The organism is Variovorax sp. Soil_C_19, assembly GCF_057657255.1.
Genome location: NZ_JBDGIV010000022.1, coordinates 28,140 through 47,346 on the forward strand (window position 1 = coordinate 28,140; position 19,207 = coordinate 47,346).

Annotated in this window: 17 protein-coding genes; all 17 read left to right on the forward strand. The window is 67.6% G+C overall.

Annotated features, from left to right (window positions below):
* The first annotated feature begins 62 nt into the window (after nt 1-62).
* A complete protein-coding gene (locus AC3A6R_RS25655) occupies nt 63-536 on the forward strand; it encodes an ATP synthase subunit I (RefSeq protein WP_487865970.1) in 474 nt (157 codons plus the stop codon).
* A gap of 24 nt (nt 537-560) precedes the next feature.
* A complete protein-coding gene (gene atpB / locus AC3A6R_RS25660) occupies nt 561-1,439 on the forward strand; it encodes a F0F1 ATP synthase subunit A (RefSeq protein WP_487862481.1) in 879 nt (292 codons plus the stop codon).
* 49 nt (nt 1,440-1,488) lie between these two features.
* Entirely contained in the window at nt 1,489-1,746 is a 258-nt protein-coding gene (atpE, locus tag AC3A6R_RS25665; RefSeq protein ID WP_487862482.1) for a F0F1 ATP synthase subunit C, read from the forward strand.
* A gap of 33 nt (nt 1,747-1,779) precedes the next feature.
* Nucleotides 1,780-2,250: a F0F1 ATP synthase subunit B gene (locus AC3A6R_RS25670; RefSeq protein WP_487862483.1), complete on the forward strand. Its 471-nt coding sequence runs from the start codon at nt 1,780-1,782 to the stop codon at nt 2,248-2,250.
* 7 nt (nt 2,251-2,257) lie between these two features.
* Nucleotides 2,258-2,788 (forward strand): F0F1 ATP synthase subunit delta, encoded by a 531-nt coding sequence (locus tag AC3A6R_RS25675; RefSeq protein ID WP_487865971.1) that lies wholly within the window; start codon nt 2,258-2,260, stop codon nt 2,786-2,788.
* A gap of 49 nt (nt 2,789-2,837) precedes the next feature.
* Nucleotides 2,838-4,391, forward strand: coding sequence for a F0F1 ATP synthase subunit alpha (gene atpA / locus AC3A6R_RS25680; protein WP_487862485.1), 1,554 nt, complete (start codon nt 2,838-2,840; stop codon nt 4,389-4,391).
* Between the two features lie 120 nt (nt 4,392-4,511).
* A complete protein-coding gene (gene atpG / locus AC3A6R_RS25685; RefSeq protein WP_487862486.1) occupies nt 4,512-5,387 on the forward strand; it encodes a F0F1 ATP synthase subunit gamma in 876 nt (291 codons plus the stop codon).
* A gap of 124 nt (nt 5,388-5,511) precedes the next feature.
* Nucleotides 5,512-6,912, forward strand: a complete 1,401-nt coding sequence (gene atpD / locus AC3A6R_RS25690) for a F0F1 ATP synthase subunit beta (protein ID WP_487862487.1) — start codon at nt 5,512-5,514, stop codon at nt 6,910-6,912.
* A gap of 18 nt (nt 6,913-6,930) precedes the next feature.
* Entirely contained in the window at nt 6,931-7,350 is a 420-nt protein-coding gene (locus AC3A6R_RS25695; protein WP_487862488.1) for a F0F1 ATP synthase subunit epsilon, read from the forward strand.
* A 213-nt stretch (nt 7,351-7,563) separates the two neighbouring features.
* Nucleotides 7,564-8,733, forward strand: coding sequence for an ROK family protein (locus AC3A6R_RS25700; protein ID WP_487862551.1), 1,170 nt, complete (start codon nt 7,564-7,566; stop codon nt 8,731-8,733).
* Nucleotides 8,730-10,268, forward strand: a complete 1,539-nt coding sequence (locus tag AC3A6R_RS25705) for a sugar ABC transporter ATP-binding protein (protein WP_487865972.1) — start codon at nt 8,730-8,732, stop codon at nt 10,266-10,268. The genes AC3A6R_RS25700 and AC3A6R_RS25705 overlap by 4 nt, the downstream gene beginning before the upstream one ends.
* A complete protein-coding gene (locus tag AC3A6R_RS25710; RefSeq protein ID WP_487865973.1) occupies nt 10,231-11,256 on the forward strand; it encodes an ABC transporter permease in 1,026 nt (341 codons plus the stop codon). Before AC3A6R_RS25705 ends, AC3A6R_RS25710 begins: the two co-directional genes overlap by 38 nt.
* 58 nt (nt 11,257-11,314) lie before the next feature.
* Entirely contained in the window at nt 11,315-12,277 is a 963-nt protein-coding gene (locus AC3A6R_RS25715) for a substrate-binding domain-containing protein (RefSeq protein ID WP_487865974.1), read from the forward strand.
* Nucleotides 12,278-12,450: 173 nt separating this feature from the next.
* On the forward strand, nt 12,451-13,614 hold the full coding sequence (locus AC3A6R_RS25720) for a Gfo/Idh/MocA family protein (RefSeq protein ID WP_487862492.1): 1,164 nt from the start codon (nt 12,451-12,453) through the stop codon (nt 13,612-13,614).
* A gap of 95 nt (nt 13,615-13,709) precedes the next feature.
* Nucleotides 13,710-14,777 (forward strand): ligase-associated DNA damage response exonuclease, encoded by a 1,068-nt coding sequence (locus AC3A6R_RS25725; RefSeq protein ID WP_487865975.1) that lies wholly within the window; start codon nt 13,710-13,712, stop codon nt 14,775-14,777.
* The gene (locus tag AC3A6R_RS25730) at nt 14,774-16,429 is read left to right on the forward strand and encodes an ATP-dependent DNA ligase (RefSeq protein WP_487865976.1); all 1,656 of its coding nucleotides are present in this window, start codon (nt 14,774-14,776) and stop codon (nt 16,427-16,429) included. The genes AC3A6R_RS25725 and AC3A6R_RS25730 overlap by 4 nt, the downstream gene beginning before the upstream one ends.
* Complete coding sequence (locus tag AC3A6R_RS25735; RefSeq protein ID WP_487865977.1) at nt 16,426-19,197, forward strand: ligase-associated DNA damage response DEXH box helicase; 2,772 nt, start codon at nt 16,426-16,428, stop codon at nt 19,195-19,197. Before AC3A6R_RS25730 ends, AC3A6R_RS25735 begins: the two co-directional genes overlap by 4 nt.
* The last annotated feature ends 10 nt before the right edge of the window (nt 19,198-19,207 follow it).

Genomic DNA, 19,207 nt, shown 5'->3' on the forward strand with positions numbered 1-19,207 from the left:
GGTTTCTACTTATAATCAATGGCTTTGTTAAATTCCCGGCTGACAGCGCGAGCGGCATTCCAATGACAACCAACGCTCCCGTCTCCGAGATCGATGCCGAAGTCTCCGACTTCAAGCCACTGACCGCCGAGGAGGCGCAGCGGCTTCGCGAGAAAAATCCCGAATTGTCGCCCTGGTGGGTGATTGGGGCCCAGGTGGCCGTGGGATTGCTTGTGGCTGGAGCGGCATGGATGTGGACGCAGCGCATCGGCGCGGCGGTCTCGGGTTTTTATGGGGCCATGGCGGTGGCGATCCCGGCGGCGTTGTTCGTCCGGGGTGTGCGCAGGGCGGGTGTTGCCGTTGCGCAGTCTGCGGCCATGTTGAGGTTTTTTGTGTGGGAGATGATCAAGATCGGACTGACCGTGGCCTTGCTGGCCGCAGCGCCGTGGCTGATCGAGGGCATCAACTGGCTGGCCTTGGTGGCTGGCGTGGTGGCCGCCATGAAGATGTACTGGGTGGCGCTGTTGGTGCGGCCCGGGTTGTTGAACCGGATTTGACTGTTTAAGAAGAGACGCTGAAAGATGGCCGCCGAAGGAAACGCCCCGACCGCGAGTGAATACATCGTTCACCACCTCCAGCACTGGCAAGTTGACTGGAGCCTCAATCCCGTCGTCCAGAAGGCGATCGTCGACTTCAACGTCATCAACCTCGACTCCGTGCTCTATGCGCTGACCGTGGGCGCGTTGGGTTGCTTCGTGCTGTGGCTCGCCGCGCGCAAGGCCACGCCCGGCGTGCCCGGGCGCTTCCAGGCGGCCGTCGAGATCCTGGTCGAGATGGTCGACAACCAGGCCAAGGCCAACATCCGCAATGCCAAGAGCCGGCAGTTCATCGCGCCATTGGCGCTCACGGTGTTCGTCTGGATCTTCCTGCTGAACGCCATGGACCTGCTGCCGGTCGACCTGCTGCCTTCGCTCTGGGCCAAGGCCTACGAGGCCGCCGGTCACGATCCGCACCATGCCTACATGCGCGTCGTGCCCACGGCCGACCTCTCCACCACGCTCGGCCTGTCGACCTCGGTGCTGCTGCTGTGCCTGTTCTACAGCGTCAAGATCAAGGGTCTGGGCGGCTGGGGCCATGAGCTCATCACGGCGCCATTCGGTGCCCACCCGGTGCTCTGGCCCATCAACCTGCTGATGCAGGTCATCGAATACCTCGCAAAGACCGTCTCGCACGGCATGCGGTTGTTCGGCAACATGTATGCGGGTGAACTCGTTTTCATGCTGATCGCGCTCATGGGTGGCGCGATGGCAGCCTCGTTCTCGGGAGTGATGTTGCCGATCGGGCACGTCGTTGCCGGTACCGTCTGGGCGATCTTCCACATCCTGGTGATCACGCTTCAGGCATTCATTTTCATGATGCTGACCTTGATCTATCTCGGCCAGGCTCATGAAGCGCATTGAGTTCCCCTTTTTCTTTTCGTTTGCTTTCAATCTGTCCTAAGGAGTCATCATGGAAAACGTTCTCGGTCTCGTCGCTCTGGCTTGTGGTTTGATCGTCGGTCTCGGCGCGATCGGTGCTTCCATCGGTATCGCGCTGATGGGCGGCAAGTTCCTCGAGGCATCGGCCCGCCAACCCGAACTCATGAACGACCTGCAGACCAAGATGTTCATCTTGGCCGGTCTGATCGACGCCGCATTCCTGATCGGTGTGGCCATCGCGCTGTTGTTCGCCTTCGCCAACCCGTTCATCGCCGCGCTGCCGAAGTAATTCCGTTCAACGCCACTCCAGAAAGGTGTTGCCGTGAGTATCAACGCGACCCTGTTCGTTCAGGCCATCGTCTTCCTGCTGCTTGTGCTGTTCACGATGAAGTTCGTGTGGCCGCCGATTGCGAAGGCCCTGGACGAACGAGCACAAAAGATCGCTGCGGGCCTGGCGGCCGCCGAGAAGGCCAAGGCCGAACTGGCCTCCGCCAACCAGCGCGTCGAGCAGGAACTGGTGGCGTCTCGCAACGAGACCACCAGCCGCCTGGCCGACGCCGACCGCCGTGCCCAGCAGATCATCGAAGAGGCCAAGAGCCGCGCCACCGAGGAGGCCAACAAGATCGTGGCCGCCGCGCGCGACGAGGCCGAGCAGCAATCCGTGCGTGCGCGTGAGGCGCTGCGCGAGCAGGTGGCCGCACTGGCCGTCAAGGGTGCCGAGCAGATTCTCCGCAAGGAAGTCAATGCCGGCGTTCATGCCGACCTGCTCAACCGCCTGAAGACCGAGCTCTGAGGACGACATGGCCGAACTCGCGACCATCGCCCGTCCCTACGCCGAAGCGCTGTTCAAGGCCTGCGTCGCAGACCTCGACGGCACGGCCGGCTGGCTCGACCCGCTGACGGCCATTGCCGGCAATCCGCAGCTCCTGCAGTTCGCTGCCAATCCGAAGGTGCCGCCCGAGCAGGTGTTCGAGCTGGTCACCGGGATGTTGAAGCAGCCGCTGCCGGAGGCGGGCAAGAACTTTCTGCGCACCGTGATCGACAACGGCCGGCTCGCCACGCTGCCCGAAGTGGCGCTGCAGTTCCGTGTCCTGTGCAATGCGCGCAGCGGGGCTGCCGATGCCGTGGTCTACAGCGCTTTCCCGATCGACGACGCAGCGCTGGCCGAAGTGGGCGCGGCGCTGGAGCGGCGCTTTGGGCGCCAGCTCACGACACGGGTCGAACTCGACCCCTCGCTGATCGGCGGCATCCGCGCCGTGGTCGGCGACGAAGTGCTCGACACTTCGGTCAAGGCGCGCCTCGAACAAATGAAAGCGGCGCTGACCGCCTGAGGGCGGGCGGCAGCCAGTTGGCCCCATTTACAGAAAGAAGGAAAGAGTCATGCAACTCAATCCCGCAGAAATTTCCGAACTGATCAAGAGCCGCATCGAGGGTCTGGGCGTCAGCGCCAACATCCGCAATGAAGGCTCCGTGGTCTCGGTGACCGACGGCATCGTGCGCGTGCACGGCCTGTCCGACGCGATGCAGGGCGAAATGCTCGAGTTCCCCCCGAGCCCCGACGGCACGCCGTCGTTCGGCCTGGCGCTGAACCTCGAGCGCGACTCGGTCGGCGCCGTGATCCTGGGCGAGTACGAGCATATCTCCGAAGGCGACACGGTCAAGTGCACCGGCCGCATCCTGGAAGTGCCCGTCGGCCCCGAACTCATCGGCCGCGTCGTCAACGCGCTGGGCCAGCCGATCGACGGCAAGGGCCCGATCAACGCCAAGATGACCGACGTGATCGAGAAGGTCGCCCCGGGCGTGATCGCCCGCAAGTCGGTCGACCAGCCGCTGCAGACCGGCCTCAAGTCCATCGACTCGATGGTGCCGATCGGCCGTGGCCAGCGCGAGCTGATCATCGGCGACCGCCAGACTGGCAAGACGGCCGTGGCCATCGACGCGATCATTGCCCAGAAGGGCCAGGGCGTGACCTGCATCTACGTCGCCATCGGCCAGAAGGCGTCGTCGATCAAGAACGTGGTGCGTTCGCTCGAGCAGGCCGGTGCCATGGACTACACGATCGTGGTGGCCGCCTCGGCCTCCGAATCGGCGGCCATGCAGTACGTGTCGGCCTATTCGGGCTGCACGATGGGCGAGTACTTCCGCGACCGTGGCCAGGACGCGCTGATCGTCTATGACGACCTGTCGAAGCAGGCCGTGGCCTACCGCCAGGTTTCGCTGCTGCTGCGCCGCCCGCCGGGCCGCGAAGCCTATCCCGGCGACGTGTTCTATCTCCACAGCCGCCTGCTCGAGCGCGCAGCCCGCGTGAACGCCGACTACGTCGAAGCCTTCACCAAGGGTGAAGTCAAGGGCAAGACCGGCTCGCTGACCGCGCTGCCGATCATCGAGACGCAGGCCGGCGACGTGTCCGCGTTCGTGCCGACGAACGTGATCTCGATCACCGACGGCCAGATCTTCCTGGAAACCAGCCTGTTCAACGCAGGCATTCGCCCCGCCATCAACGCCGGTATCTCGGTGTCGCGCGTGGGTTCGGCGGCACAGACCAAGATCATCAAGAGCCTGTCGGGCGGCATTCGTACCGACCTCGCGCAGTACCGCGAGCTGGCTGCGTTCGCGCAGTTCGCTTCCGACCTGGACGAAGCCACCCGCAAGCAGCTCGACCGCGGTGCCCGCGTGACCGAACTGCTCAAGCAGGCCCAGTACAGCCCGCTGCCGATCTCGCTGATGGGCGCGACGCTGTTCGCCGTGAACAAGGGTTTCATGGACGACCTGGACATCAAGAAGGTTCTGCCCTTCGAGCATGGCCTGCACCAGTTCCTGAAGACCAGCCACGCGGCCCTGCTCGACAAGATCGAGCAAGCCAAGGCACTCGACAAGGATGCCGAGGCCGAACTGACGAGCGCGATCACCGCGTTCAAGAAGTCGTTCGCCTGATGAAGAACTGGCTCACCCCCGAAGCGGCCTTCGGCCGTTTCCCCCTCGAGGGGGCGCAGCCAATGGCCCGGCAAAGCCGGTTCCACGGCTGCCCCGCGAAGACGCTCAGGAGCTAAAAAGATGGCTGCAGGTAAAGAGATTCGCGGCAAGATCAAATCGGTGGAAAACACCAAGAAGATCACCAAGGCCATGGAAATGGTCTCGGTCTCCAAGATGCGCAAGGCGCAGGAGCGCATGCGCGCGGCACGCCCCTACAGCGAGAAGATCCGCAACATCGCGGCCAACCTGGGCCAGGCGAATCCCGAGTACGTTCACACGTTCATGAAGACGAACGAGGCCAAGGCCATCGGCTTCATCATCGTGACGAGCGACAAGGGCCTGTGCGGCGGGCTGAACACCAACCTGTTGCGCGCCGTGACGACCAAGTTGCGCGAGGCGCAGGCCGCGGGCGTTGCGATCGAGACGGTGGCCATCGGCGGCAAGGGCCTGGGCTTCCTGAACCGCGTCGGCGCACGCGTGGTGGCGAACGTCACCCATCTGGGCGACACGCCGCACCTCGACAAGCTCATCGGGCCGGTCAAGACCCTGCTCGACGCGTACGCCGAGGGCAAGCTGTCGGCCGTGTACCTGTGCTACACGAAGTTCATCAACACCATCAAGCAGGAGCCGGTGGTCGAACACCTGCTGCCGCTGGCGGCGGACTCGCTCCAGGTGCAGGAAGGCCATCACTCGTGGGACTACATCTACGAGCCCGATCCCGAGAGCGTCATCGACGAACTGCTGGTGCGCTACGTGGAGTCGCTGGTCTACCAGGCCGTGGCCGAGAACATGGCTTCCGAGCACTCTGCGCGCATGGTGGCCATGAAGGCTGCGACCGACAACGCAGGCAACGTGATCAGCGAACTCAAGCTGGTCTACAACAAGACCCGCCAGGCCGGCATCACGAAGGAGCTTTCCGAGATCGTGTCCGGCGCGGCTGCCGCGGCCGGGGTCTGATCGCATCGATCTGAAATCAAGGGTGCCGGCCTGGCCGGCATTCTTGCAAAAGCGGCCCGCAATGGCACAAGGACGCTTCTGCAAGAACCTGTCGCAACATTATTGAGATCCAGAAGGAATCGCCATGGCTGAAGGAAAAATTGTCCAATGTATCGGCGCCGTGGTCGACGTGGAGTTCCCGCGTGACCAGATGCCCAAGGTGTACGACGCCTTGAAGCTCGAGGGCAGCGCGCTGACCCTTGAAGTGCAGCAGCAGCTCGGCGACGGCGTGGTGCGCACCATTGCGCTCGGCTCGTCCGACGGCCTGCGCCGCGGCCTCATGGTCAAGAACACCGGCGCGCCCATCACCGTGCCGGTCGGCAAGGCCACGCTCGGCCGCATCATGGACGTGCTGGGCTCGCCCATCGACGAGCGCGGCCCGGTCGGCCAGGAACTCACCGCCTCGATCCACCGCAAGGCGCCCGCGTACGACGAACTCTCGCCTTCGCAAGACCTGCTGGAAACCGGCATCAAGGTGATCGACCTCGTGTGTCCGTTCGCCAAGGGCGGCAAGGTGGGCCTGTTCGGCGGCGCCGGCGTGGGCAAGACCGTGAACATGATGGAACTCATCAACAACATCGCCAAGGCACACTCGGGCCTGTCGGTGTTCGCCGGTGTGGGTGAACGTACCCGCGAGGGCAACGACTTCTATCACGAGATGGCCGACTCCGGCGTCGTGAACCTCGAGAAGCTCGAGGAGTCGAAAGTGGCCATGGTCTACGGCCAGATGAACGAGCCCCCGGGCAACCGCCTGCGCGTGGCGCTGACCGGCCTGACGATCGCCGAGTCGTTCCGCGACGAAGGCCGCGACGTGCTGTTCTTCGTGGACAACATCTACCGCTACACGCTGGCCGGTACCGAAGTGTCGGCACTGCTGGGCCGCATGCCTTCGGCCGTGGGCTACCAGCCGACGCTGGCCGAGGAAATGGGCCGCCTGCAGGAGCGGATCACCTCGACCAAGGTCGGCTCGATCACCTCGATCCAGGCCGTGTACGTGCCGGCCGACGACTTGACCGACCCGTCGCCCGCCACCACCTTCGCCCACCTGGACTCCACCGTGGTGCTGTCGCGCGACATCGCCTCGCTCGGTATCTACCCCGCTGTGGACCCGCTCGATTCGACCTCGCGCCAGCTCGACCCGAACGTGGTCGGCGAAGAGCACTACAACGTGGCCCGCGCCGTGCAAGGCACGCTGCAGCGCTACAAGGAACTGCGCGACATCATCGCGATTCTCGGCATGGACGAGCTTGCGCCCGACGACAAGCTGGCCGTGGCCCGTGCCCGCAAGATCCAGCGTTTCCTGTCGCAGCCGTTCCACGTGGCCGAAGTGTTCACGGGCTCGCCCGGCAAGTACGTGCCGCTGTCGGAAACCATCCGTGGCTTCAAGATGATCGTGAACGGCGAAGCCGACCACCTGCCGGAACAAGCGTTCTACATGGTCGGCACGATCGACGAGGCTTTCGAGAAGGCCAAGAAAGTCGCCTAAGGCGACGCAGGAACGCACATGGCAAACACCATTCACGTCGACGTGGTCAGCGCGGAAGAGTCGATCTTCTCGGGCGAGGCCACGTTCGTCGCGCTGCCCGGTGAAGCCGGCGAGCTCGGCATCTACCCGCGCCACACCCCGCTGATCACGCGCATCCGCCCCGGTGCGGTGCGCATCGAGACGGCCGACGGCGGCGAGGAATTCGTCTTCGTGGCTGGCGGCATCCTCGAAGTGCAGCCCGGCACGGTTACCGTGCTGTCCGACACCGCAATCCGCGGCAAGGACCTCGACGACGAGAAGGCCAACCAGGCCCGTGCTGCCGCCGAGGAAGCGCTCAAGAATGCCAAGAGCGACATCGACATCGCGATGGCGCAATCCGAGCTGGCGGTCATGGCCGCCCAGATCGCGGCACTGCGCAAGTACCGCCAGAAGAAGTAAGCCGGTCACCGGCTCGAACATGAAAAGCCGCCTCCGGGCGGCTTTTTTGCGTCTGGCCTCATGGGGCCCGGATCGAAACCAGCTTTGGCCTGAAATAGATCGAAGTTAAGCCTTGTCTGGCTGAAGCGCCGCGCCTAGTATTCGCCGCCAGACGACAAGAGAACACCGGAGACATCACGCGTGGCACGCTGGAGTGGCATTACCGCCGATGAAATGCGGCTGCTGGAAACGACCTTCTGGTCGGCCGGCGGCTCGCGCCATGCCATGGCCGAGCAGCTCGGCTTCTCCAAGAGCAAGGCCAACGCGCTGATCGCGGGCCTCGTCGACCAGGGCCTGCTCGCCGAAGCGGGCCTGCAGCGCTCGTCGGGTGGGCGGCGTGCCGAGAACCTGCAACTGCATGCCGGGCTCGGCGTGCTGGTCGGCATCGACATCGGCGCCACCAGCCTCGACGTGGCCGTGCTGCGGCCCGACCTCACGGTGCTTGCGCAGCACGAAGAGCCCGCCGACGTGCGCGAGGGTCCGGCCGTGGTGCTGGCGCGCGTGCGCACGCTGATGCGCGAACTGCTCGCCCGCTGCGACGCGGGCGCCAAGGACGTGCTGGGCATCGGCATCGGCGTGCCCGGCCCCGTCAACTTCGACATCGGCCAGCTCGTGAACCCGCCGCTCATGCCGGCTTGGGACAGTTTCTCGATCCGCGACTACCTGCGCGAAGATTATGCGGCGCCCGTCTTCGTCGACAACGACGTGAACCTGATGGCCCTCGGCGAACTCTGGCAGCGCAAGCGCTCGCTCAGCAACTTCCTCGTGATCAAGATCGGCACCGGCATCGGCTGCGGCATCGTCTGCCATGGCGAGGTGTACCGCGGCGCGGCCGGGTCGGCCGGCGACGTGGGCCACATCTGCGTCGACCAGGAAGGGCCGCGCTGCCATTGCGGCAACCTCGGCTGCGTCGAGGCGATGGCCGCCGGCCCCGCGATCACGCGCATGGCGGTGCAAGCGGCCGAAGCCGGCGAAAGCGACATGCTCGCCGCATGCCTGCGCGAACGCGGCCGCATCGACGCGGTCGACGTCGGTCAGGCCAGCCGCGCCGGCGACACCGCGGCCAACGGCATCATCCAGCGTGCCGGCAACCTGATCGGCCAGATGCTCGCTTCCGTCGTCAATTTCTTCAATCCGTCGCATGTGTTCATCGGCGGCGGCATCACGCGGATCGGGCCGCTGTTTCTCGCGGCCGTGCGGCAGAGCGTGTACCAGCGCTCGCTCGCGCTGTCGACGCGGCACCTGGAGATCCAGTACACGCCGCTCGGCACGCAGGGCGGGCTGATCGGCGCCGGTGTGCTCGCCATGCACGAGACGCTCAAGGTCCGGGGGGTGGCGCCATGACCGCTGCGGGTGCGACGAACGGCAGCGTCGCCGTCGAGTTCGATGGCGTGGTGAAGGCCTTTGGCCCGGTGCAGGTGCTGCACGGCGTGAGCTTTGCGCTCCAGCCGGGCAAGGTCTACGGCCTGCTCGGCGAGAACGGCGCGGGCAAGTCCACGCTGATGAAGATCCTCTCGGGCTACGAAAGCCTGAGCGGCGGCACGTTGCGGGTCAACGGCGAGGCGCGCAGCTTTACAGGCTCGCGCGATGCCGAAGCGCTCGGCATCGTGCTGATCCATCAGGAGTTCAACCTCGCCGAAGACCTCAGCGTGGCGCAGAACATCTTCCTCGGCCACGAAAGGAAGAAGGGGCTTTTCCTCGACGACGCGGGCATGGAGCGCGAGGCCGCCGCCGCGCTCGCGGCCGTCGGCCTGGCCATCGATCCGCGCACCAAGGTGCGCCGGCTCATCGTGGCCGAGAAGCAGCTCGTCGAGATCGCCAAGGCCATCGCGCGGCGCGCGCGGCTCCTGATCATGGACGAGCCGACCGCCACGCTGACGCCCGGCGAGACCGAGCGCCTCTTCAAGCTCATTGCGCAGCTGCGCGCCGACGGCGTGACCATCGTCTACATCTCGCACAAGCTCGACGAGGTGGAGCGCGTGACCGACGAGGTGATCGTGATGCGCGACGGCCGCTTCGTGGCGCAGGCGGCCACGGCCGAGGTCTCGCGCCAGAAGATGGCCAACCTCATGGTGGGCCGGGAGCTCGCCGACCTGTACCCGCCGCGCGACCCGGTGCACACGCACAGCGCGCCGGCGATGCGCGTGCGCGGCTTCAGCGTGCCCGGCTGGGCACAGGACATCGGCTTCGAGGTGCGCGCCGGCGAGATCCTCGGCTTCGCGGGCCTGGTCGGCGCCGGCCGCACCGAGCTGTTCGAGGGGTTGCTCGGCCTGCGGCCCGCGAGCGGCGAGGTCGAGATGCTCGGCCGCCCGGTGCCCCACGGCAGGGGCTGGCGCAATCCGCGCGATGCGGCGAAGCACGGCCTTACCTACCTGAGCGAAGACCGCAAGGGCAAAGGCCTGCACGTGGATTTCGGCCTGCGCCAGAACCTCACGCTGATGGCGCTGGAGCGCTACGCGACGCCATGGCTCAAGCCCGACGCCGAGCGCGGCGCGCTCGCCGAGGCCGTGAAGGACTACGGCATCCGTACCGGCTCGCTCGACGTGCGCGCCTCGTCGCTTTCGGGCGGCAACCAGCAGAAACTCGCGCTCGCCAAGGTGCTGCAGCCGAAGCCGAAGGTGGTGGTGCTCGACGAGCCCACGCGCGGCGTCGACGTGGGCGCCAAGCGCGACATCTATTTCCTGATCCAGCGATTGGCCCGTGAAGGGCTCGCGGTGATCGTCGTCTCGTCGGAGCTGATGGAGCTGATCGGCCTGTGCCACCGCGTTGCGGTGATGCGCGCAGGCCGACTGGTCGCCACGCTCGACGCGGGCCAACTGACAGAAGAGGAGCTCATCGCTCATGCCACCGGAACAGCAGACACCTCCGCCGCAGCCTGAAGGCGGGCAGCACCGCGGCCAGGGCCGGACGCGCTGGACCGAGCACCTGCACGGGCTCGGTCCGGTCATCGGGCTCGCGCTGCTGTGCATCGCCGGCACGCTGCTCAACAGCGACTTCGCCACCGTCGACAACGCGATGAACGTGCTCACGCGCACGGCCTTCATCGGCATCATCGCGGTGGGCATGTGCTTCGTGATCATCTCGGGCGGCATCGACCTGTCGGTGGGTTCGATGGCCGCGCTCATCGCGGGCAGCGTGATCATGTTCATCAACTGGGCCGGTCCGGCCTCGGGCTCGCCGCTGATGGCGGTGGTGATGGGCGCGGTGCTCGCAGTGGTGCTCGGTGCGCTGTTCGGGCTGGCGCACGGGCTGCTCATCACCAAGGGGCGCATCGAACCCTTCATCGTGACGTTGGGCACGCTGGGCATCTTTCGCGCCTACCTCACATTTTTTGCGGATGGCGGCGCGCTCACGCTCGACAACGACCTGTCCGACCTCTACGCGCCGGTGTACTACGCAAGCCTTGCGGGCGTGCCGGTGCCCGTGTGGGTGTTCGTGGCCGTGGCGATCGTCGGCGGCGTGATCCTCAACCGCACGGCCTACGGACGCTACGTGCAGGCCATCGGCTCGAACGAACAGGTTGCGCGTTATGCCGCCGTCGACGTTGACCGCGTGAAGATCATGACCTACATGCTGCTCGGCGTGTGCGTGGGCATCGCCACATTGCTCTATGTGCCGCGCCTCGGTTCGGCGTCGCCCACCACGGGCCTGCTCTGGGAGCTCGAGGCGATCGCCGCGGTGATCGTCGGCGGCACCGCGCTCAAGGGCGGCGCGGGCAGCATCACGGGCACTGTCGTGGGCGCCATCCTGCTCTCGGTCATCAGCAACATCCTGAACCTCACCAGCATCATCAGCGTGTACCTCAACGCCGCGGTGCAGGGCTTCGTGATCATCATCGTCGCGTTCCTGCAGCGCGGACGCCGCTAGTTCTCGTGAGTTCGTTCCTTTCCCGTTCCATTCCACCCACCAAGAGGAGACATCCAGCATGACGACTTTCACCCGACGCCTCGCACTCACGGCAGTTGCCGCTACGGCGTTCGCCAGCCTGCCCGCACTCGCCGCCGAGAAGGTCAACCTCGGCGTTTCGATCCCCGCAGCCACGCACAGCTTCATGGGCGGCATCAACTACTGGGCCAACCAGGCGAAGAAGGACCTCGAGAAGCAGCACAAGGACCTGAAGATCACGATCAAGACCGCGGCCAACGCGCCCGAGCAGGCCAACCAGTTGCAAGATCTCTCGACCGTCACCAAGATCAACGCGCTGGTGGTGTTTCCGTTCGAATCGGCCGCGCTGACCAAGCCAGTGGCGCAGGTCAAGGCCAAGGGCGCCTACGTGACCGTGGTCGACCGCGGCCTGACCGACACGAGCGCGCAGGACGCCTACGTGGCCGGCGACAACACCGCCTTTGGCCGCATTCCGGCCGAGTACATCGCCAAGCAACTCGGCGGCAAGGGCAACGTGGTCGCGCTGCGCGGCATTGCCACCACGCTCGACAACGAGCGCATGGACGCCTTCAACGCAGTGCTCAAGAACCATCCGGACATCAAGCTGCTCGACGCCAAGTACGCCAACTGGAACCGCGACGACGCCTTCAAGGTCACGCAGGACTACCTCACGCGCTTCAAGCAGATCGACGCCATCTGGGCCGCCGACGACGACATGGCCGTGGGCGTGCTCAAGGCCATCGAGCAGGCCAAGCGCGACGACATCAAGATCGTGTTCGGCGGCGCGGGCGCCAAGGGCATGGTCAAGACCATCATGGACGGCAAGGACAAGCGCATCGGCGCCGACGTGAGCTACTCGCCCAAGTTCATCTACGACGCGATCAAGCTCACGGCTGAAGCGCGGCTGAAGGGCGAGAAGCTGCCCGCGACGACGATCATTCCCTCGGTGCTGATCACCAAGGAGAACGCGAAGGACTTCTACCACCCGAACTCGCCGTTCTGAATGCCATCGGCCCGATGGCCGATCGCTTCACTCCCTCTCCCTCCGGGAGAGGGTCGGGGTGAGGGCGGCAGCGATGGCAAACGCCGTGCGCGCGCCAGCGCCGATGCCCTCACCCTAACCCTCTCCCAGAGGGAGAGGGAACAACGACCAAGCCAGCAAGATCGAGAAGATTGATGAGCGACACACCCCTTCGCAAGCTCCGCGCTGCCATGGTCGGCGGCGGCCGCGACGCCTTCATCGGCGCAGTGCACCGCAAGGCCATGGCGCTCGACGGCCAGATCACGCTCGTCGCGGGCGCGCTGTCGTCGAGCCCCGAGAAGGCGCGCGCGTCGGGTGCCGACCTCGGCCTTGCCGACGACCGCAACCACGGCGACTGGCAGGCGCTTCTAGCCGACGAGCTGGCGCGGCCCCCGGACGAGCGCATCGATTTCGTCTCGATCGTCACGCCGAACCACGTGCACTTTCCAGTGGCGCAGGCCTTCGTCGAGGCCGGCTTCCACGTGGTGTGCGACAAGCCGCTCGTGCACACGCGCGCGCAGGCCGATGCGCTGGTGGCGAGCGTGGCGAAGCAGGGCACGGTCTTCGGCGTGACCTACAACTACACCGGCTACCCGATGGTGCGCCAGGCGCGCGAGATGGTGCGCTCAGGCCAACTCGGTGAGATCCGCAAGATCGTCGTCGAATACAACCAGGGTTGGCTCGCGAGCCAGCTCGAAGGCAGCGGCAACAAGCAGGCCGACTGGCGCACCGACCCCGCGAAGAGCGGCGCCGCGGGCGCCATCGGGGACATCGGCTCGCATGCCGAGAACCTCGTCTCAAGCGTCACCGGCCTCGAGATCGAGAGCCTCTGCGCCGACCTCGGTGCGCTGGTGCCGGGCCGCATGCTCGACGACGACGGCAGCCTGTTGCTGCGCTTCCGGGGCGGCGCGCGCGGCGTGCTGATCGCCTCGCAGATCAACACCGGCCTCGAGAACGACCTGCGCCTGCGCATCTCGGGCACGCTCGGCACGCTCGCCTGGCGGCAGGAGCAGCCGAGCCAGCTCGTGCACCTGCCGCACGACGGGCCAAAGCGCATCCTCACGCGCGGCGCGCCCTGGCTCTGCGAATCGGCGCAGCGCGCGAGCCGGCTGCCGGCCGGCCATCCCGAAGGCTTCATCGAGGCCTTCGCCAACATCTATGCCGGCGTGGCGGCCGACATCCGCGCGCGCCTCGCCGGCCAGCCGTTCGATGCCCTGGCGGCCGACTATCCGCGCGTGGAAGACGGCGCGCGCGGCGTGCGCTTCATCGAGCGCACGGTCGCCTCGGCGGCCAGCGACGCGAAGTGGACCGCCTGGTAACCCCAGCCGCCGACGCCAAGTAGGCGCCGACCCACACCGCATCGCGGCCGAGCTTCGGCGGCAAGACAGCCCTGCGGCGCCTACGATGGCGTGCCATGCCCGCTGAAGATCTCGTCGTCGCCCGGCCCGAGGGGCTGTATTGCCCGCCCGGCGATTTCTACATCGACCCCTGGCGGCCGGTGGCACGCGCCGTCATCACGCATGCGCATTCGGACCATGCGCGCATCGGCCATGTGCACTACCTGGCCCACGCCGACAGCGCCGGCACGCTGCGCACGCGGCTCGGCGCCGACATCGCGCTGCAGACGCTGCCGTATGGCGAGGCCATCGTGCACCACGGGGTGCGCGTGTCGCTGCATCCCGCGGGCCATGTGCTGGGGTCGGCGCAGGTGCGGCTCGAACACGGCGGGCGCGTGTGGGTGGCGTCGGGCGACTACAAGACCGAGCCCGACGGCACCTGCGCGCCCTTCGAGCCGGTGCCTTGCGACACCTTCATCACCGAATCGACCTTCGGCCTGCCGATCTACCGCTGGCCCGCGCAGGCCGCGCTCTTTGCCGAGATCGACGCCTGGTGGCGCGCCAACGCCGAGGCCGGACGCGCATCGGTGCTCTTCTGCTATGCCTTCGGCAAGGCGCAGCGCATCCTGCACGGCGTGGACGCGTCGATCGGGCCGATCGTGGTGCATGGCGCCGTCGAGCCGCTCAACGCGGTGTACCGCGCGGCGGGCGTGGCCTTGGCCGCGACGCTGCGCGTCACCGATCCGGGCGTGGATGCGGTCTTGCTGAAGCGTGCGCTCGTGCTGGCGCCGCCCTCGGCACAGGGCACGCCGTGGATGAAGCGCTTCGGCCAGCACGCCGATGCGTTCGCGAGCGGCTGGATGCAGCTGCGCGGCACGCGGCGGCGGCGCGGCGTGGACCGCGGCTTCGTGATGTCCGACCATGCCGACTGGCCCGGCTTGCAGCAGGCCATCGCGGGCACCGGTGCCGAGCGCGTGTTCGTCACGCACGGCAGCGTGCAGGTGATGGTGCGCTGGCTGCGCGAGAACGGGCTCGATGCGCAGGGCTTCAAGACGGAGTATGGCGACGAGGACGATCAGGACGTATCCGCCGCCGCCGGCCCCCATCCCGACCTTCCCCCGGAGGGGGAAGGAGCAAAGCCATGAAGGACTTCGCCGCGCTCTACCGCGAGCTCGACGCGAGCACCTCGAACCTCGCGAAGCAGGCCGCGCTGCAGCGCTACCTGCGCGAAGCGGATCCCGCCGATGCGGCATGGGCCGTGTATTTCCTCGCGGGCGGCAAGCCGCGCCAGCTGGTGCCGACCAAGCTGCTGCGGCTGCTCGCGCGCGAGGCGGCGGGCCTGCCCGAGTGGCTGTTCGACGAAAGCTACGACGCCGTCGGCGACCTGGCCGAAACCATCGCGTTGCTGCTGCCGCTGCCCACCGAGGCGCACGACCTCGGCCTGGCAGCGTGGGTGGAGGACCACCTGCTGCCGCTGCGTGAGGCCGGCAAGTCGGCGCCCGACGCGCTGCCTTCGCGGCTGCGCGCGCAGTGGGCCCGGCTCGCGGCCGAGGAGAGGTTGGTGTACTTCAAGCTCATCACCGGCGCCTTCCGCGTCGGCGTCTCGAAGCTGCAGGTCACGCAGGCGCTCGCGGCCGTGGGCGGCATCGATCCCAAGCGCGTGGCGCAGCGGCTCATGGGCTACACCCACATCGGCGGCCGTCCGCGCGCGGCGGACTATCGCGCGCTGATCGCGCCCGAGTCCGATGCCGAGCAGGTGCTGAAGACCAGCGGCCAGCCCTATCCGTTTTTTCTCGCGCATCCTTTCAATCTGCCGCTCGACCAGTTCGACGCCACGCTCGGCCCGCCTTCGGACTGGATCGTCGAGTGGAAGTGGGACGGCATCCGCGCGCAGCTCGTCAAGCGCGCGGGCGAGGTCTGGCTGTGGTCGCGCGGCGAAGAACTCGTGACCGAGCGCTTTCCCGAATTGGCCGTGCTGGGCGAGGCGCTGCCCGACGGCACGGTGCTCGACGGCGAGATCGCCGTCTGGCGCGACGGTCGCGTGCAGCCCTTTGCCGAGCTGCAGAAGCGCATCGGGCGCAAGACCCTCGGCGCCAAGCTGCTGCGCGAGGTTCCGGTGGTGCTGCTGGCCTACGACATCCTCGAATGGGAAGGGCGCGACCTGCGCGCGCTGCCGCAATCCGAGCGCCGCGCGCGGCTCGACGAGCTCGTCGCGCAGCTGCAGCATCCTTCGCTGTTGCCGAGCCCCGTGCTCGACGGCGCCGACTGGCAAGACCTGGCGCGCCAGCGCGAGGCGGCGCGCAGCATGGGCGTGGAAGGCATGATGCTCAAGCGCCGCCATGCGCAGTACGGCGTTGGCCGCACCAAGGACGTGGGCGTCTGGTGGAAGTGGAAGATCGATCCGCTCAGCGTCGACGCGGTGCTGATCTATGCGCAGCGCGGCCACGGCCGGCGTGCGAGCCTCTACAGCGACTACACCTTCGCGGTGTGGGACGGCCCGCCCGGGCAGGAGGGGCGCAAGCTCGTGCCCTTCGCCAAGGCCTACTCGGGCCTCACCGACGCCGAGATGGGGCGTGTGGACGCGATCATCCGCAAGACCACGGTCGAAAGCTTCGGCCCGGTGAAGAGCGTGGCGCCCACGCTGGTGTTCGAGCTCGGCTTCGAGGGCATCGCGCGCAGCACGCGCCACAAGAGCGGCATCGCGGTGCGCTTTCCGCGCATGCTGCGCTGGCGCGAGGACAAGCCGGTGGAAGAGGCCGACACGCTGCAGACGCTGGCGGCGCTGCTGCCGGTATGAACGCTGCATCGGACCCCGACTCTCTCCCTCCCCCTTTGGGGGAGGGCAGGGGTGGGGGCAGGCGGCGCATCCGGCGTCAGCCGTCGCTCGAAGGCCGCGAGCCCCCATCCCAACCTTCCCCCAAAGGGGGAAGGAGCAAGAACGTCAAGGCCGCGCTCGACACATGGTTCGCAGGCCGCGGCTGGAAGCCGTTCAAGTTCCAGCGCGAGGTGTGGAAGGCCATCGTCGAAGGAAGGTCCGGCCTGCTGCACGCCACCACGGGCGCGGGCAAGACCTACGCCGTGTGGCTCGGCGCACTGCAGGCGTTCTCGACGGCGCCCGCACTACCGTCGCGCAGCGGCAAGACCATCGCCCCGCCGCTGACGGTGCTGTGGATCACGCCGATGCGCGCGCTCGCCGCTGACACGCTGCGCGCGCTGCAGCAGCCGCTCGAGGCGCTCGGCGCCGAGGCGCACCACCGCTGGAGCGCCGGTGCGCGCAGCGGCGACACCTCGTCGGCCGAGCGCAGCGCGCAGAACGAGCGCCTGCCCACGGCGCTCGTCACCACGCCCGAGAGCCTGTCGCTGCTGCTCGCACGCGCCGACGCCAGCGAGGTGCTGGGCCATGTGCGCATGGTGGTGGTCGACGAATGGCACGAGCTGCTCGGCAACAAGCGCGGCGTGCAGGTGCAGCTCGCGCTCGCGCGGCTTCGGCGCTGGAATGCCGGGCTCTCGGTCTGGGGCATGTCGGCCACGCTCGGCAACCTGCAGGAAGCCATGCATGCCCTGCTGGGTGGCGCGAAGAGCGAAGAGGGCGTGCTCGTGCAAGGCGCGGTGCCCAAGAAGCTCGTCGTCGATTCGCTGCTGCCGGGCCGCGCCGAGCGCTTCCCGTGGGGCGGCCACCTGGGCCTCACGATGCTGCCGCAGGTGCTCGACGAGATCGCCACGAGCAGCACCACGCTGGTGTTCACCAACACGCGTTCGCAGGCCGAGATCTGGTATCAGGCCATGCTCGAGGCGCGGCCGGAATGGGCCGGCACCATCGCGCTGCACCATGGCTCGCTCGACCGCGCGGTGCGCGAATGGGTCGAGCTCGGGCTCAAGAGCGGCGAACTCAAGGCCGTGGTCTGCACCTCGAGCCTCGACCTCGGCGTGGACTTTCTGCCGGTCGAGCGCGTGCTGCAGATCGGCTCGCCCAAGGGCGTGGCGCGGCTGCTGCAGCGCGCGGGCCGCTCGGGCCACGCGCCGGGACGCCCGTCGCGGATCACGCTGGTGCCCACGCACAGCATCGAGATGGTCGAAGGCGCCGCAGCGCGCGCGGCCATTGCCGCCGGCCACATCGAGGCGCGCCAGACGCCGCAGCAGCCGCTCGACGTGCTGGTGCAACACCTGGTCACGGTGGCGCTCGGCGGCGGCTTCCGCCCCGACGATCTCTACGACGAGGTGCGCGGCACGGCGGCCTATGCCGGGCTCTCGCGCGAGAGCTGGTCCTGGTGCCTCGACTTCGTGTCGCAGGGCGGGCCTTCGCTCGCGGCCTACCCCGACTACCGGCGTGCCATTCCCGATGCCGAGGGTGTGTGGCGCGTGCCCGACACGCGGCTCGCGCGGCGCCACCGCATGAACATCGGCACCATCGTGAGCGATGCGAGCATGGCGGTGCAGTACCTCGGTGGCGGCCGCATCGGCAGCGTCGAGGAGAGTTTTGTCGCGCGCATGAAGCCGGGCGACTGCTTCCTCTTCGGCGGGCGGCTGCTCGAACTCGTGCGCATCCACGACATGACGGCCTGGGTGCGGCGCGCCACCGGCAGGCGCGCCGCGGTGCCGCGCTGGAACGGCGGGCGCATGCCGCTCTCGTCGACGCTGGCCGACGCCGTGGTGCAGCAGCTCGCACTGGCCGGCGAGGGACGCTACGGCTCGCCCGAGCTGCAATGCGTGCGGCCGCTGCTCGACATCCAGCAGCAATGGTCGGCACTGCCGACCCCGCAGACCCTGCTCGCCGAGACGCTCACCACGCGCGAAGGCTCGCACCTGTTCCTCTACCCCTTCGCGGGGCGGCAGGTGCACATGGGGCTCGCGAGCCTGCTCGCATGGCGCGTCGCGCAGCACGAGGCCCGCACCTTCTCGATCGCGGTGAACGACTACGGCTTCGAATTGCTGAGCGCGGTGCCGGTCGACTGGCCCGCGTTGCTGCCGCAGGTGCTGGCATTGCCGCAGGGCGACGATGCGCACGCCGAACTGCTGCACGAGGTGCTGGCCTCGCTCAATGCGGGCGAACTCGCGCAGCGCCGTTTCCGGGAGATCGCGCGCGTCTCCGGCCTGGTGTTCCAGGGCTACCCGGGCGAGAAGCGCAGCAGCCGGCAGCTCCAGGCCTCGTCATCGCTCTTCTGGGAGGTGTTCCGCAAGTACGACCCGGCCAACCGGCTGCTGCTGCAGGCCGAGCAGGAACTGCTCGCGCAGGAGCTCGAGATCGGACGCCTCGGCGCGAGCCTCGCGCGCATGGCGGGCCAGCGGCTGGTGCTCCAGCCGCTCGAGCGGCCGACGCCATTTGCATTCCCGCTCATGGTCGAGCTGTTCCGCGAGAAGCTCTCGAACGAGAACGTGGCCGACCGCATCGCGCGCATGGTCGAGCAGCTCGAGAAAGCCGCGGGCGGGGTGGTCACGGCCGGCGGCGTGGAGCGCGTGAAGGGCACGCTCGCCTTCGGGCAGGAAGGCCCGGGCAAAGCGCCGGCGGCGCCGCGCCGCGCGCGCAGGCCGCCGTCACAGCGCTCCCGGCCCTTGCCGCCGCTGTGAGCAACCTTGC